Source organism: Pseudarthrobacter sp. NS4 (assembly GCF_024758005.1).
In the GTDB taxonomy this organism is placed as follows: domain Bacteria; phylum Actinomycetota; class Actinomycetes; order Actinomycetales; family Micrococcaceae; genus Arthrobacter.
In genome coordinates this window covers 436722-451366 of sequence record NZ_CP103288.1, presented here as the reverse complement: position 1 = coordinate 451366, position 14645 = coordinate 436722, and the positions used below count along the sequence as shown (strand labels likewise).

At 66.3% G+C, this 14645-nt stretch carries 15 protein-coding genes; 2 read left to right on the top strand and 13 right to left on the bottom strand.

What is annotated here, in order from left to right; translation table 11 throughout:
- Positions 1-23: 23 nt before the first annotated feature.
- The 12 genes from NXY83_RS02165 to dacB form a co-directional block, all read right to left on the bottom strand.
- Positions 24-536, bottom strand: coding sequence for a PH domain-containing protein (locus NXY83_RS02165; RefSeq protein WP_258804482.1), 513 nt, complete (start codon positions 534-536; stop codon positions 24-26).
- Entirely contained in the window at positions 517-1065 is a 549-nt protein-coding gene (locus NXY83_RS02160) for a DUF3180 domain-containing protein (protein WP_258804481.1), read from the bottom strand. Before NXY83_RS02160 ends, NXY83_RS02165 begins: the two co-directional genes overlap by 20 nt.
- On the bottom strand, positions 1062-1607 hold the full coding sequence (gene folK / locus NXY83_RS02155) for a 2-amino-4-hydroxy-6-hydroxymethyldihydropteridine diphosphokinase (protein ID WP_258804480.1): 546 nt from the start codon (positions 1605-1607) through the stop codon (positions 1062-1064). Before folK ends, NXY83_RS02160 begins: the two co-directional genes overlap by 4 nt.
- Entirely contained in the window at positions 1604-1990 is a 387-nt protein-coding gene (gene folB / locus NXY83_RS02150; RefSeq protein ID WP_258804479.1) for a dihydroneopterin aldolase, read from the bottom strand. The genes folK and folB overlap by 4 nt, the downstream gene beginning before the upstream one ends.
- A 13-nt stretch (positions 1991-2003) precedes the next feature.
- Positions 2004-2924: a dihydropteroate synthase gene (gene folP / locus NXY83_RS02145; protein WP_258804478.1), complete on the bottom strand. Its 921-nt coding sequence runs from the start codon at positions 2922-2924 to the stop codon at positions 2004-2006.
- A gap of 11 nt (positions 2925-2935) precedes the next feature.
- Positions 2936-3580: a GTP cyclohydrolase I FolE gene (folE, locus tag NXY83_RS02140; RefSeq protein WP_258804477.1), complete on the bottom strand. Its 645-nt coding sequence runs from the start codon at positions 3578-3580 to the stop codon at positions 2936-2938.
- A gap of 9 nt (positions 3581-3589) precedes the next feature.
- A complete protein-coding gene (gene ftsH, locus NXY83_RS02135; protein ID WP_258804476.1) occupies positions 3590-5653 on the bottom strand; it encodes an ATP-dependent zinc metalloprotease FtsH in 2064 nt (687 codons plus the stop codon).
- Between the two features lie 178 nt (positions 5654-5831).
- Positions 5832-6827, bottom strand: coding sequence for a LacI family DNA-binding transcriptional regulator (locus tag NXY83_RS02130; RefSeq protein WP_258804475.1), 996 nt, complete (start codon positions 6825-6827; stop codon positions 5832-5834).
- Between the two features lie 79 nt (positions 6828-6906).
- On the bottom strand, positions 6907-7458 hold the full coding sequence (hpt, locus tag NXY83_RS02125) for a hypoxanthine phosphoribosyltransferase (RefSeq protein ID WP_258804474.1): 552 nt from the start codon (positions 7456-7458) through the stop codon (positions 6907-6909).
- Between the two features lie 30 nt (positions 7459-7488).
- Entirely contained in the window at positions 7489-8547 is a 1059-nt protein-coding gene (gene tilS / locus NXY83_RS02120; protein ID WP_258806397.1) for a tRNA lysidine(34) synthetase TilS, read from the bottom strand.
- Between the two features lie 129 nt (positions 8548-8676).
- Entirely contained in the window at positions 8677-9810 is a 1134-nt protein-coding gene (locus tag NXY83_RS02115) for a zinc-dependent metalloprotease (protein ID WP_258806392.1), read from the bottom strand.
- A 98-nt stretch (positions 9811-9908) separates the two neighbouring features.
- Positions 9909-11462, bottom strand: coding sequence for a D-alanyl-D-alanine carboxypeptidase/D-alanyl-D-alanine endopeptidase (gene dacB / locus NXY83_RS02110; protein WP_258804473.1), 1554 nt, complete (start codon positions 11460-11462; stop codon positions 9909-9911).
- Positions 11463-11616: 154 nt separating this feature from the next.
- On the opposite strand from dacB, the gene NXY83_RS02105 reads away from it, so the two are divergent.
- Complete coding sequence (locus tag NXY83_RS02105) at positions 11617-12105, top strand: inorganic diphosphatase (protein ID WP_079596875.1); 489 nt, start codon at positions 11617-11619, stop codon at positions 12103-12105.
- A 255-nt stretch (positions 12106-12360) separates the two neighbouring features.
- Positions 12361-13773 carry a carboxylesterase family protein gene (locus tag NXY83_RS02100; RefSeq protein WP_258804472.1) on the top strand — a complete coding sequence of 471 codons (1413 nt, stop codon included), beginning with the start codon at positions 12361-12363 and terminating at the stop codon, positions 13771-13773.
- On the opposite strand, the gene NXY83_RS02095 is transcribed toward NXY83_RS02100, so the two are convergent.
- The gene (locus NXY83_RS02095; protein ID WP_258804471.1) at positions 13704-14543 is read right to left on the bottom strand and encodes an alpha/beta fold hydrolase; all 840 of its coding nucleotides are present in this window, start codon (positions 14541-14543) and stop codon (positions 13704-13706) included. The genes NXY83_RS02100 and NXY83_RS02095 overlap by 70 nt on opposite strands.
- Between the last annotated feature and the right edge of the window lie 102 nt (positions 14544-14645).

The following is a 14645-nucleotide window of genomic DNA, read 5'->3' as shown; positions in this document are numbered from 1 at the left end:
ATCAGGGAACCGCCCGTCAGCTGTCACAGCCCTGCCAGCCTGGCTTCGCCCCGCGCCGCCAGCTGCTCGCGGAGCCTTGCACCTTCGGCGGCAGGCAGGCCCGGGATCTGCGCATTCGTACCCGGTGCTGCGGTGTGCAGCTTGAGCGTGCACAAACCCAGGCCGCGCTCCACCGGGCCCACGCCAATGTCCACGTACTGCATCCGGCCGTAGGGGACCGCCATGGTGCGCTGGAAGAAGATGCCGGTCCTGATCAGGAGGTCATCGTCCCGCTCGGCATAGCCAATGGCCCGGACCTGGCGCGGTATCAGCACCAGCCGCCAGAGGGCCAGCACCAGCATCACCGCCGGAACCGTCACAGCCAGCCACAACGGTGGCCAGGCCCACGCGTCCAGGAGGACAAAGAGAAGGGGCAAGGAGAGAATCAGCACCGTGACGAGGTTTCCCAGGGCCCACTGGACCAGCCGGACGGTGACGTACTTGGGCGACACCCGCTGCCAGACGATGCCCGGCGGATCAATCGCCTCGGTATGCATATTCGCCTTCCCCCGCGGTTTCTCCCCGGACCGCGCGCCCGGGTTTGCCGTCAACGCCCTTGGCATCGCCGTCCTCGGGCGGAATCCTGCAGAACCGCTCCACCAGCAGGCCAACCACGATCATCACCAGTCCTCCGCCGGCCATGGCAAGGGCGAGCCAGGTGATGCCCTGGTCACTGCGGAGGCTCCAGATCCGGAGTTGGTCGAGGAAGATGCCCACGTGCCAGCCCAGCAGCACAGTGCCGGCGTAGGCGCACGCCTGCGCGAGGACCAGGGTGCGGGCAGCGAGGAGCGGATCCAGCATGGTCTTCTTCGCGGTGCTGTTGGGCTTGACGCTGTTGCGCCACCTCAGGACCCGGATACCCAGGATCAGTGTGATGGCGACAATCACGCCCATCGTGGCCAGCGCAGTTGCCGGCAGGACGGGGGTGGCCACGCTGTACCGGCTGGTGATGACGGTGGCCGACCAGCCTGCGACGGCGAGGATGGTGCCGATCAGCACCAGGCGCAGCGGATTGATGGGCTTCATCTTTCCTCCACCGCCCCGGCCGTGGGCATGCCGTCGAAGTCGCCAAAGCCGTCGAACGGGGCAAGGTCGTCAAAGTCAGCGGCCCGGGCGGCGAGCGTGCTGATGCGTTCACCGTTCAGGGTTGCGGCAGGTTCGATCAGCGACCACGGGTACAGCACGAAGGCCCGCGTGGCTGCGCGTGGATGCGGCAGGGTCAGTAGGGGGTCGTCGCTGCGGAGGTCACCGTAGGTGATGATGTCGACGTCGAGCGTCCGCGGCCCCCAGCGCACCTCCCGGACACGGTGGTGCTTGTTCTCCACCGCCTGGCAGTGTTCCAGCAGTTCCAGCGGAGGAAGGCTGGTTTCCACGGTAACCACCATGTTCAGGAAGTCAGGCTGGCCCAAAGGGCCTCCCACTGCCTTGGTTTGGACCACCGGTGAAACGGCCAGGAGGCGGACCTCCGGCGGGTCAACAAGGTCGGCAACCGCTTCGGAAAGGGTGTCGTTCCGTTCCCCGAGGTTGCTGCCCAGGGCCAGCACCACCTTGGCATAACCGGTATTCACGGCGTCCCCCCATCAACGGATTGAACGGGACTCCCGCGGTGGACGGTGACTGCCACGTCACCGAACGGGACTTCGATGGGTGCCTGCGGCTTATGCACGGTAATGTCCACGGCCTGGAGCCGGAACTCGGCGAGCAGGCTGTCCGCGATCCGCACCGCGAGGGCTTCAATCAGGTTCAGCGGCTCACCCGAGATCCATTCGGTAATACGCTGCGCCACCTCGCCGTAATGCGCGGTGTCGCGGACGTCGTCAGACTCCGCCGCTTTGGCGAAATCCAGGTAAAGCACTGCGTCCACAACAAAAGGCTGGCCCTCACGGCGTTCAAAATCAAACACGCCGTGATGGCCGACGGCGGTCACACCGGTCAGCGTAATCCTGTCCATGGGTCCCCCGGCCCTACTGCGTTTTGGGTAGTGCGGCCATGCGGGCGGCAACCTTGACGGCGTCAAGGCTGGGGCCGACATCGTGCACGCGGACCGCCCAGGCGCCGCGATAGGCACTGATGGCGGTGATCGCAGCTGTGGCGGCGTCCCGTTCCTCCGGGGCAGCGGACTTGCCGGCCACGGTGAGCAGGGTGCCAAGGAACCGCTTGCGGGATGCCCCCACCAGGACCTTGTGGCCCAGGCTTTCCAACTGGTCCAGGTTCTGCAGCAGTTCCCAGTTCTGGGCGTCGTTCTTGGCGAAGCCCAAACCCGGGTCGATGATGATCTGTTCCTGGCTGACGCCGGCGGCGTAGAGCTTGTCCCGCACTCCGGCGAGTTCCGCCACTACTTCCCCTGCCACGTCGGCGTATTCCGCAAGGGAATTCATGGTGCGTGCGTCGCCGCGGCGGTGGGTGAGGATATACGGAACCTTTGAGGCAGCCACGAGTTCCACCATTTCAGGTTCGATGCTGAGGCCCGAAATGTCATTGATGATGGCGGCGCCGGCTTCCACCGCGGCTGCAGCCGTGGCGGCATGGGTGGTGTCGATGCTGACCAGGGCGCCGGCCTTCACCAGCGCTTCAATGACGGGGATGACGCGGTGCTGTTCCTCATCCGGGCTGACATCTTCAGCGCCTGGCCGGGTGGATTCACCCCCGACGTCGATGATGTCCGCACCGGCGTAAAACATGCGCAGGCCCGCGGCGATGGCGGTGTCCGCGGAGGCGTGCCTGCCGCCGTCGCTGAAGGAATCGGGCGTGACGTTCAGGATTCCCATGACCAGGGTGCGGTCCGTGGGCAGGTCTTCGAAGCGCGCGGCCGGCCGCGGTTTACGCAGGATGGGCAGCGGCGAAGTTGCGGGCCCGGTTCCCGGGGCTGCAGCTAGTGAGTCCATGGTCTGTTTGGTTACCTTCCGAGGATGAGGCTCATGGCTTCGGCACGGGTGGCCGGGTCATGAAGCTGCCCGCGGACCGCACTGGTGACGGTCTTCGCTCCGGGCTTGCGGATACCTCGCATTGACATGCACATGTGTTCGCATTCGATAACTACGATGGCGCCACGCGGCTTGAGGTGCAGGACCAGCGCCTCGACGATCTCAGTGGTGAGCCGCTCCTGCACCTGCGGACGGCGGGCATAGATATCCACGAGCCGGGCCAGCTTGCTCAGCCCGGTGATTTTTCCGTCATGGGAAGGAATGTAGCCCACGTGGGCCGTCCCGTGGAACGGCACCAGGTGGTGCTCGCACGTGGAGTAGAAGGGGATGTCCTTGACCAGGACCAGTTCCTCATGGTCCAGGTCAAACGTGGTGGACAGGACATCCGCGGGATCGTGGTGCAGCCCGGCGAAAACCTCTGCGTAGGCTTTAGCCACCCGTTTGGGGGTGTCAACCAGGCCGCCGCGGTCCGGGTCTTCCCCGATGGCAAATAGGATTTCACGGACGGCCGCCTCGATCCGGGGCCGGTCCACCTTCTGGTGCTTGGAGTGGGAGGAACCGTCCTCCGCCGGGTATCCGGCGGAGGCGGGAACGTCGTCATCGTCGAAGTGAGTCACAGGGAAAGCTTAGCCGCGAAGGGTGTCAGGCCCCGATTCGGGGGAGCCTCCGTGGAACTGTGCGTCTTCCGGAACGCCCTGCGGGTGCGGGGGCTGGGCGTCCAGCGGCTCGTCCAGACGGGCCTGCTTGGCTTCTTCCTGCGCTTCCCGCTCGGCCCTTTCCTGGCGGCTTTCCACGGGGCCTGCCATCTGGACCGGGCGGGTCTCCTTGGACAGCCATACTTCGCGGAAGTCGCGCTTGCGGATATCGCGGAAGATGTCGGCGATCTCCGCCTGGTTCAGGGTCTCCCGTTCCAGCAGTTCAAGTGCCAGGCGGTCCAGGACATCGCGGTTCTCCGTGAGGATGGCGTAGGCCTCGTCATGGGCCTGGTCGATGAGGCGGCGTACTTCCTCATCCACCACATAGGCGATCTGGTCTGAGTAGTTGCGCTCATGCCCGGCGTCGCGGCCGAGGAACGGCTCGCCGCCGCCCTGGCCAAGCCTGACTGCGCCCACCCGCTCGCTCATGCCGTATTCGGTGACCATCTTGCGTGCGGTCCCGGTGGCCTTTTCGATGTCGTTGGAGGCGCCGGTGGACGGATCGTGGAACACGATCTCCTCAGCCACGCGCCCGCCCATGGCGTAAGCCATCTGGTCCAGGAGTTCGTTGCGGGTCACGGAGTACTTGTCGTTGTCCGGCACCACCATGGTGTAGCCCAGTGCGCGGCCGCGGGGAAGGATGGTGATCTTGGTGACGGGCGATGAGTTGCGCAGCGCTGCCGCCACGAGGGCGTGGCCGCCTTCGTGGTAGGCGGTGATCTTGCGTTCGTGTTCCTTCATGACGCGGCTGCGCTTCTGCGGGCCGGCCATCACGCGGTCGATCGCCTCGTCCAGGGCGCGGTCATCGATGAGGTTCGCGTTGGAGCGCGCGGTCAGCAGGGCGGCCTCATTGAGGACGTTGGCAAGGTCGGCGCCCGTGTAGCCGGGAGTCTTCTTGGCCACGGCCTTCAGGTCCACACCGGGCGCCATCGGCTTGCCCTTTGCGTGCACCTGCAGGATCTGGTCGCGGCCGATCAGGTCCGGTGCTTCCACACCGATCTGCCGGTCGAAGCGGCCCGGACGCAGCAGCGCGGGGTCCAGCACGTCAGGACGGTTGGTGGCGGCGATAAGGATGACGTTTGTCTTGACGTCGAAGCCGTCCATCTCCACCAGCAACTGGTTAAGTGTCTGCTCGCGTTCGTCGTTGCCGCCGCCGATGCCGGCACCACGGTGGCGGCCGACGGCATCAATCTCATCCACGAAGATGATGGCCGGTGAGTTCGCCTTGGCCTGTTCGAAGAGGTCGCGGACACGGGAGGCACCCACACCGACGAACATTTCCACGAAGTCGGAACCGGAGATGGAGAAGAAGGGTACGCCGGCCTCGCCGGCGACGGCACGGGCGAGGAGGGTTTTACCGGTACCTGGAGGGCCGTACAGCAGCACGCCCTTGGGGATTTTTGCGCCAACGGCCTGGAACTTGGCAGGTTCCTGCAGGAATTCCTTGATCTCCTGGAGTTCCTCTACTGCCTCATCGGAACCGGCGACGTCAGCGAACGTCACCTGCGGCATGTCCTTGCTGACCATCTTGGCCTTGGACTTGCCGAACTGCATGATCTTGGAGCCGCCGCCCTGCATCCGGGTCATCAGGAACCAGAACAGCGCGCCCAGCAGGATGACGGGTATCAGGAGGGACAGCAGGCCGGAGAACCAGTTGCTCTCGATCGGCTGGTCCGTGTAGCCCTGCGCGGGCTCCGCGTCGGTGACAGCCTTGACCACGTCCTCGGCGCGGGCATCCACGAAGAAGAACTGGACGCTCTTGCCCTTGTCCTGCCCGTCCAGCTGCAGGTTGTCCTTCAGCGTCAGGTCAACGCGGTTTTCACCGTCGAAGATCTTCGCCTGCTCCACGGTGTCACCGGCGAGGAGTTCCAGGCCCTTGTCGGTGTCAATCCGTGCCGCGCCGCCGGGAGCCAGCGTTGCAAAAGCCACCAGGAGCAGACCGACCACGACGACGATCCAGATTCCCGGGCCTTTGAAAAAGTTCTTAGCTTTCATCTGTTCGGGGGCCGGCCCCGTCCCTTCTGGTAGTGCTGCACGGCGACTAGTCTGCGCGCGTGATGGTGCTGCGTCAGCTTCTAGCTATACACCGTCCGGAGTAGATCACGCATGATGGAAAGCAAAAGTTCCCTGTGGGCGTAGCGGGTTTGGGGTGCTGGTTGCTGCCGCGGCAGCCCTACTGCCCCGGCGCTCCAACCGACCCCCGGAAGACCAGCGGACACTCGAGGATAGTGGGTTCCCGGCCCGGGCGGGCACCGCCGGTCTTGTCTTCAAGGATGTCGATCACGTGGTTCGCGGCCCAGGCGCCCATTGCGTAGTGCGGCAGTGCGACGGTTGTCAGGCCGGGGTGGAGGCTGCCGGCGATCAGCTCCTGGTCATCGAATCCGACGACGGACAGGTCGCCCGCTATGGACAGTCCCAGCTCGGCTGCGGCACGGTATGCCCCCATGGCCATGCGGTCGTTGTAGCAGAAAAGGCCCGACGGCGGGTTGGCGCCCTGCAGGATCCTGGAGGCCGCCTCATATCCCCCTGCAGCATCGGAGGATGACTCCTCCACTGGGGCCGCGCCGCCGTCCAACCCTGCCCTGACGAGGGCGTCCCGGAAACCACGGCGACGCTCGGCGGTGGAAGGAACGCCCTCCGTATTGTTGATGAAGCCAATGCGGGTATGGCCTGCCTTGAGCAGGGCATCGACGGCGGTGCGGGCACCGCCGTACTCGTCGGGAACCACGGCCGGAAATCCGCCGTCCGCGCTAACGGCGTCCACCAGGACCGAAGGCACCCTGGCGAGGTTGGCGGGAGCCTTCAGGTAGCGGTGGTACATCGTGGCGTAGAGGATCCCGTCCACCTGGCGTTCCAGCACGGCCTCAACGTCGCTTTCCCGCGAGGCCTGGCTCGCCGACCCGGAGGTGTTGATGACCATCAGGGTGTAGCCGCGGGCGCGGGCAGCCTCATCGGCACCGAGGATAATCCGGCCTGCGTGCGGTGTGGTGGCTACGTCCTCGCTGACCAGTCCAAGGACCCCGGTCCGTCGGCTGCGGAGGGCCTGGGCAACGCGGTTGGGGCCGTAGCCCAGTTCCAGCGCCGCGGCTTTCACCTTGCCGCGCGTTTCCGGGCTGATCCGCGCGTAGGAAACGTCGTTCAGGACATGCGACACGGTTGTGACGGACACCCCTGCCGCCAGAGCCACATCCTTGATGCCGATGTTCCTGTTCAGCCGGTCTTCCCTTTCACAGGGCGCGCCAGGAGGCTTACTCGTAGACGTGCGGGGCGAGGGTTCCCACGAAGTCCAGGTTGCGGTACTTCTCGGCGTAGTCCAGGCCGTAGCCCACCACGAATTCGTTGGGGATGTCATAGCCGACGTACTTGACGTCGATCTCCACCTTGGCGGCGGTGGGCTTGCGGAACGCGGTGCAGACTTCCACCGAGGCAGTGCCACGGGATTCCAGGTTGGTCTTGAGCCAGGAAAGGGTGAGCCCGGAGTCGATGATGTCCTCGACAATCAGCACGTCCTTGCCCATCAGGTCCGTGTCCAGGTCCTTCAGGATCCGCACCACGCCGGAGGACTGGGTGCCGGAACCGTAGGAGGATACGGCCATCCAGTCCATGGAGATGTGGCTGTGAAGCGCACGGGCGAGGTCAGCCATGACCATGACCGCACCCTTGAGGACGCCCACAATGAGGATCTCGCGGCCCTCGTAGTCCTTGTCGATCTGGGCAGCGAGTTCAGTGATCCGCTGCTGGATCTGTTCCTTGGTGTAGAGAACGTGCTTGAGGTCTGCCTGGACGTCGTTTGAATCCACCAATGGCTCCTGTGTAGATGCGGGGTGCGACTATTTTGTGGGCGGTTTTTGAGGCCGGAACACTAGCTTCCCACAGCGCGGCCCCTCACGGGGAACGGAGCCGGGCTTATCCGCCCCGGCAGACAGGTCAAGGACAGGCGAAGCTTCCAGCTGAGCGAGGGACAGCCGGTAGGCGCTTACCCCGCCGGGCAATTCGACGGGGCCCGCGGAGCCCTGCCGCCGGAGCAGCGCCTCCGCCGCCAAAAGGCGCTGGTAGCTGGGCTGCTGCCCGCCGACGTCGGCCGCTGCCTTGGCGATCACCCGGAACCTGATGGCGGGGGCCAGGGCTCGCAACGCCTCCTCCGGAAGGCTCACTTCAGGCCCGTTCCGCTCCGCCAGGGATGCAAAGGTGGCTTCCGCCACATCCTCCAGGTAGTCGGCGTCCAGCTGCAGGATGGACGCCGTCCGGGCAAGCGATTCGGCGACGCCGGGCCCCAGCTTTTCCTCCAGGTGCGGAAGGACTTCCGTGCGGGTGCGCGACCGTGCGAAAGCCGGGTCCGTGTTGGTGGGGTCGTGCCAGGGCTCCAGCTCCTCCACCGCGCAAATCTCTTCCGTATCCATGCGGCGAAGCCCCAGGAACGGCCGCAGCAGAATCCCCCGCGCAGGCCGCATACCCGCCAGGGAACGGGTGCCCGAGCCGCGGGCGAGGCCCAGCAGCACCTGTTCAGCCTGGTCGTCCAGTGTGTGTCCGAGCAGGATGGCGTCCGCGCCCTGGTCAGCCGCAGCCGCTTCCAGTGCTTCATGCCGGGCCTCACGGGCTGCAGCTTCCGGGCCCATGCCGGCGCCTGACACGGTCACGGTCCGGATTTCCACCGGGGCGAGTCCGAGGTCCCGCAGCACTCCGGCAGTGTGCGCGGCCACCTGGGCGGAGCCTTCCTGGAGTTGGTGGTCCACCACCACCGCGCCGACGGTCACCGGGTGTCCGTCAACGTGGCCGCGCCGTGCGAAGTATGCCGCGACGGCGGCCAGTGCCAAGGAGTCCGGCCCACCGCTGCAGGCCACCAGGACATGATGCGGGTAGCCCGCATTGGCGAGTGCTTCCTGGAGCATTTTGCGCGCGGTGCCGACGACGGGCGCCAGCCTCCCGGGGCTCCGCCGGCCGCTTGCGGCGGCCGGGGAGGTACCCGATGCGCCTGCGGTCGAGGGCAGGTGAACTCCGGGCGGTGGAACGTCAGGCAATTACAGTCCCATCCGGTCCAGCCACAGCTTGGCGTCGTGGATTTCGGGTTCGGTGGGCAGGTGGTCAACTGATTCCCAGACCCTGTTGAACCCTTCCATCCCTGCAACATCCACCACTGCGCGGACAAAGCGGGCGCCGTCGGAGTACTGGCGCATCTTCGCATCCAGCCCCAGCAGGTTGCGGATGAACTTCTCGATCACGCCGCGGTCCTTGCCGCGGTCGTTGAACCGCTGCCGGATGGTCTTCACCGAGGGGACGATGCTGGCGTCCACGGCGTCCATGACCACGTTGGCATGGCCTTCGAGGAGGCTCATGACGGCGGTGAGGTGCGAGATGGCGGCCTTTTCCTCCGGGTCCTGCAGGAGGTCCAGGATGGCGCCGCGGCCGGGGGTGTTCCCGGTGGCCGTGCGGTCCTTGAGCGAGCGGGCGGCGGCGGTGGCCCGTTCCATCAGCGAATCGACATTGCCCAACAGGTGTGCGCTCAGTTCATCGATCTGCTGAAGCATGTGGTGGCGCAGCCAGGGCGCTGCGGCGAACTGCACGCGGTGGGTCTGCTCATGCAGGCACACCCACAGGCGGAAATCCTCCGGGGTAACGTTCAGCTCGCGTTCCACGGAGACAATGTTCGGGGCCACGAGCAGGAGCCTGCCGCCGGATGGCGCGTTGGACCCTTCGGCCAATGCGGCGAAGGGATCGTACTGGCCAAGGACCTTGCTGGACAGGAAAGCCAGGACGGCGCCCAACTGGCTGCCGGTGATCGCGCCGCTCACGCCGGCCGCAGCCGGGCTCAGGGAACCGCGGCGGTTTTCCAGCATCTTTTCCATGGCAGGCTTCAGCATCACGGCGAAGCTCTGGGTGTTGGCCTTGGCCCACGACGCCCTGTCCACCACCAGCACCGTGGAGTCACGGAGGTCCCTGGCCGCTTCCAGCCCGGTGATCTCGTGGACGTGCGGAACGGAAGCGTCCGCGAGCCGGCGCAGGCTGTCCACCGCTTCGCCGATGGCGGCATGGCTCAAGTCAGGCCCGGCGGGCGTCAACCGCGCAGCGGTGGAAGCGGCGAGGTCCCAGTTGATCAGGGCATCGGCCGGGTTGGACAACGTTTGTGCTGACGACTCACCTGCAGTGGACTCCATAAGTCCCATCAGAACACAGCAGGCTGGAGATAGTACTTAAGTTCGCTCACCGGCGAACCTTCGCTGGCGGTAATCGCGCCGCGCGGGATGGCGGCTCCTTAGCGGCAGCCGCAGGCGGCAAGCGCTGTTGCCGCCCGGTCCAGTGCCACCTTATTGCCGGCAGCTCCCGGGGTGAGCCCGTTTCCAATGAAGGAGAAGACCAGGAGCCGCCCGTCCGCGTCCACTACGTAGCCGCTCAGCGCCAGCACCGTGTTCAAGGTTCCGGTTTTGGCGCGCACCAACCCGGCGCCGCCCGCCGTCGAGTCTTCCCCGTACCTCATGTCCAGGGTGCCGGTGAGGCCGGCAACCGGAAAACCGTCCAGCGCCTCCCGGAGCCTGCTGTCCGTGCCGGCTGTGATGGCCCGGACCACCTCCGTGAACTGGCGGGCCGATACCTGGTTTTCCATGGCCAGCCCGCAAACATCAACCAGTTTCATGGAGTCTGCCGGGATTCCGGCCTTGGCAAGCTGTGTGCGGACGGCGGTGGTGGCGCCTTCGTTACTGCCGGGCTGGCCAGTAGCGAGGGCAGCCATCCGGCCCAAGGCTTCGGCCAGGTAGTTGTCCGAGACCTGCAGCATCAGGTCAACCTGCTCGGCAACGGTGGCCGACTCCACTTCCGCCAGCACCGTCCGTCCTGCACCTTCCGGCGATGGATTTTCCGCGCCGGGTTCCGGCGTTGCCTGTACCGGCGCTGTCTGTGCCGGCGCGGGGGAACGTTCGACGCCGGCCGCCACGGTCAGTCCTGCGGCAGCACCTGCCGCCCGCAGCCGGGCCGCAAATTCCTCCGCGACGGTGATTGCTGAATCCTGGGGGCGGGGCCCGGTGGTGACGGCGGGATCAAAGCGCGCCGAGTTCAGCGCCAGCGGGTACAGCGGCGCCACTTCCCCGGCGGTAATGTCCCCCGCCTGCCATGCAGGATTAAGGGCAGGGCCCGTGAAAAGGGAATCGTCCACCAGGACCTTGATCTCCCCGGATGCACCCCCTGCCTGCAGCGCCTGGACAGTTCCGGCCGCGAGCGTGGCGAGGCCACCGTGGCCCATCACCTGTGCCCCGTCCGACTCCCCGGCTCCCAGCAGGACGTCCCCGCCGCCCACCAGGACCACCTGTCCGGCGGCCGGGCCGGCGGTTACTGTGGTGGTGAACCGGTGGTCCGGTCCCAGCGAACGCAGCGCAGCAACCGCGGTCAGCAGCTTCATGTTCGACGCCGGTACCCGGTTTTCGGAGCCGCCCCGGTCAAAGAGGACCTGGCCCGTCAGTGCATCCTGGACCAGCCCCGTAAAGGTACCCCCGCCGTCGGTCTGCAGGACAGGGTCCACCTGGGCGTTGACCGAATCCGGGGACGGGATCTCTGCGGAAGGGTCCAAGGGCGCAAGCCCCTGCCGGACCGAGAGCGTGACCGGATCCTGGTGCCACTCGGGCGCCGGCGGTGCAGGGGCAGGAGGCTCCGGGCCCAGGAACCCGGGAGCCACCAGGAGGGCCGCCGGGACAGCCAGTGCAACCAGGAGGGCGGTGAGCAGGACCGCCGGCCAGGACCTCCGGAAGCCGGCCAGGACGCTCCGCGCCCCACGGCGGACGCGGCCGGTCCACGTATCCGTGCCGGTTGATGTGGTCATGCTGGTGCTGGTCCTCAAGTCCTGAAATATCCCCACAAGTTCCTGATTCCAGGGCCTCTCGCTATATCCTCAATAATAGTCGGCGGCACGGACACTCCTTTTTGTGGACCCGTCAAGTGTGCCGCGCACCCCCTGCAATTGCGAGGAGCATTCCATGAAGCACGACGTGACCATCGAGATCCCCAAGGGATCGCGCGTCAAGTACGAAGTTGACCACGAGACCGGCCGTGTCCGCCTGGACCGCGTCCTCTTCACCTCCATGCAGTACCCCACCCACTACGGGTACTTCGAGAACACCCTTGGCGAGGACGGCGACCCGTTGGACGCACTGGTGCTCCTGCAGGACTTCGACCTGCACCCCGGCGTCATTGTCGAGTCCCGTCCCATCGGCGTCTTCAACATGACTGACGACGGCGGCGGAGACGCCAAGATCCTCTGTGTCCCCGTGGACGCCCGCTTTGACCACATCCAGGAAGTCAGTGACGTCAACGACTTCCTGATCAAGGAAATCGAGCATTTCTTCACCCGTTACAAGGACCTGGAGCCGGGCAAATGGGTCAAGGCCGAGGGCTGGGGCGACCGCGCCGCCGCCGAAGCCGAGCTGGAAGCGTCCATCAAGCGGTACGTGCCCACCGGCCACTGATCCCCACCGTCTCCCTCACCTCGCTTCGCTCGGTCAGGGAACCCTGACGGCGTGGGCCCATCCACCGACTCCCTCACCTCGCTTCGCTCGGTCAGGGAACCCTGACGGCGTGGGCCCAGCCAGCAGTACGGCGGCGGGTGCCCGGCTCGCGGGAGTCCGGCACCCGCCGTCGTCGTTTAAAGGGCGCCAGGCGGGCGCTCAAAGGGCCGCGCCGGCTGTCAGAAACACACCAGCAAAATATGAAACTGTTGGTCCGTGAACGCTGCACCAATCTTCAACCCGCCCTGCGGTCCCGTCACCGGCTGGCAGGACGGCGACGTCCTCCGCGCCACAGGCATCCCCTACGCCAAGGCCGCCCGGTTCCAGCCACCCGTCCCGGTGCCGGAACGGACGGAGATGCTTGAGGCCACCTCGCCCGCACCTGCCTGCCCGCAGGGGCCGGTGCCGTTCCTCGACGACGTCCTGGGCACCCGCTACGGCGAGCTTCCGGGCAGCGAGGACTGCCAGAACCTGTCCATCACCATGCCTGCCGACCTCTCGCCGGGCGAACGGTTGCCGGTCATGGTGTGGATCCACGGCGGATCCTACACCACCGGTTCAGGCGATCTTGCCATCTTCGACCCCGCGGTCCTGGTGGCCGAGAACCGGGTGGTGGTGGTTTCGGTGACCTACCGGCTGGGACTGTTCGGCTTCCTTGCCACCCGCTCCGGCCGGCCGGGCAACCTGGGGCTGCTGGACCAGCTCGAGGCGTTCCGCTGGGTACAGCGCAACATTGCGGCATTCGGCGGTGACCCGGGCCGTGTGACTGCCTTCGGCCAGTCGGCCGGCGGGGATGCGATCGCCCACCTCATGGCGACTCCTGAAGCGCCGTCGCTGTTCCAGCGGGCCATCATCCAGAGCGCCCCGCTGGGCATCTCGCGCGGCCGGGACAAAATGAACCACGCCATGGGTATTGCCGCCGAGGCCGTCACCGAGGAAACTCCTGCGATGGAAGTGGTTGAGCGCGAGGACCACGTGGCGCAGCTGGCCAGGAAATTCGGCATGCTGGCCGCCATGCCTTTCGGGACCCAGTACGGGCACGCGCCGCTGCCGGAGGAAGCCATAATAGAAGCCGCTTGGGACCGTTCCGCCCCCGGCATTGAGGTGCTGATCGGTCATACTTCCGAGGAGGCGAGGCTGTTCCTCCCGCGCAGCCCTTACTTAATCCGGCTGGCCAAGCTTCCCGTCGCCGGGACCGCCGCCGTCCGGGCCATTGATTGGGTGGTCACGGAGACTGTTTATGGCCGGGCTGCCCGGAAGTTTGCCCGGCGCCATGCCAGGGCCGGCGGAAAGGCCTTCCGCTACATCCTGCACTGGCATGCGCCGGGAAACATCTTCGGCGCTGCCCACACCATTGATCTCCCGCTGCTTTTCGGCAACCGCAAGACCTGGGACGGAGTGGGGCTGATCGCCGGCGCCGGCTGGGATGACGTGGACGCCGTGGGACGGGAGCTGCGAAGCCTGTGGGCTGCTTTTGCCCGGGGCGAGGGACTTGGCGAAAAGGGTGAAATTCCTGGTGCTCTCAAGTACACCTCGGAGCACCAGCCGGCTCATTCCGTTCACCGTCCCCGGGTACTGGCCACCGTGGTGCGGATGGCTTCCACCAGGATGTCCTGGCGCTGGAAGTAGGCGTTGTGTCCGGCGTCCCCGACAACGAGCAGACGGGCGTCGGGGACAGTGGCGGCAACGTGTTCAGCCCCACGGCGGATGCGCGGCCTTTCCCCGTCCCCGATCATCACCACCAGCGGGCTGGATATGGACAGGAGTCCCTGCTGGAACCAGTCGACGTCCTGTGGGTCAGCGCTGAGGAACTCCCCCTGGCTTTGTTCGAGGCTTCGCGGGTGGCGGGCTGCTTCAATCGCCGTCGCGGTTGAACGGACCCTGATATAGCGGGCGTGGTCCAGCGGGTTCTCCGCGATCCACCGCTCAGTGAATGAGTTTCCTACCCCCAGCCAGATCCGTTCACCGGCGTCGAGCGAGCTGAACACCTCAAACTTTTCCGGCTGGCCGGGTTGGCCCGGCGGCGGCACCACCAGTGGCCAGCCCATCCCGCACACCACCAGGGTGGCGGCATCACCGGGGTGGCGGACGGCCCAGCGAAGCGCTGTCATGCCGCCCATGGACTGCCCCACAATCACGGGATCCTGCAGCCCAAGCGAGCTGATGAAGTGCTCCAGCTCTGCAGCCCGGTCAACCAACGGCCCCTGCCGCGGGGAGTTCGATGACCAGCCGTGGTCGTAGGTGTCGTATGCCAGGACCCGGAAGTCCTGCTCCAGCTCAGCGATGATCGGTTCCCAGCAGGCCGCCGCCGAGGCATGGCCGTGCAGCAGCACCACAGGCTGGCCTTTGCCCGAGTCCGTGTAGTGGATGTCATTGCCGAGTACATCAAGCCATGGCATGAAGGGGATCCTTTCGGACGTGGTCTGCCGGGCGGCCCACCAAGCACCAGCCTCGCAGAACCGGGGCACGGCGTCACCCGGTGTCCAGCACGGCGCACTGGT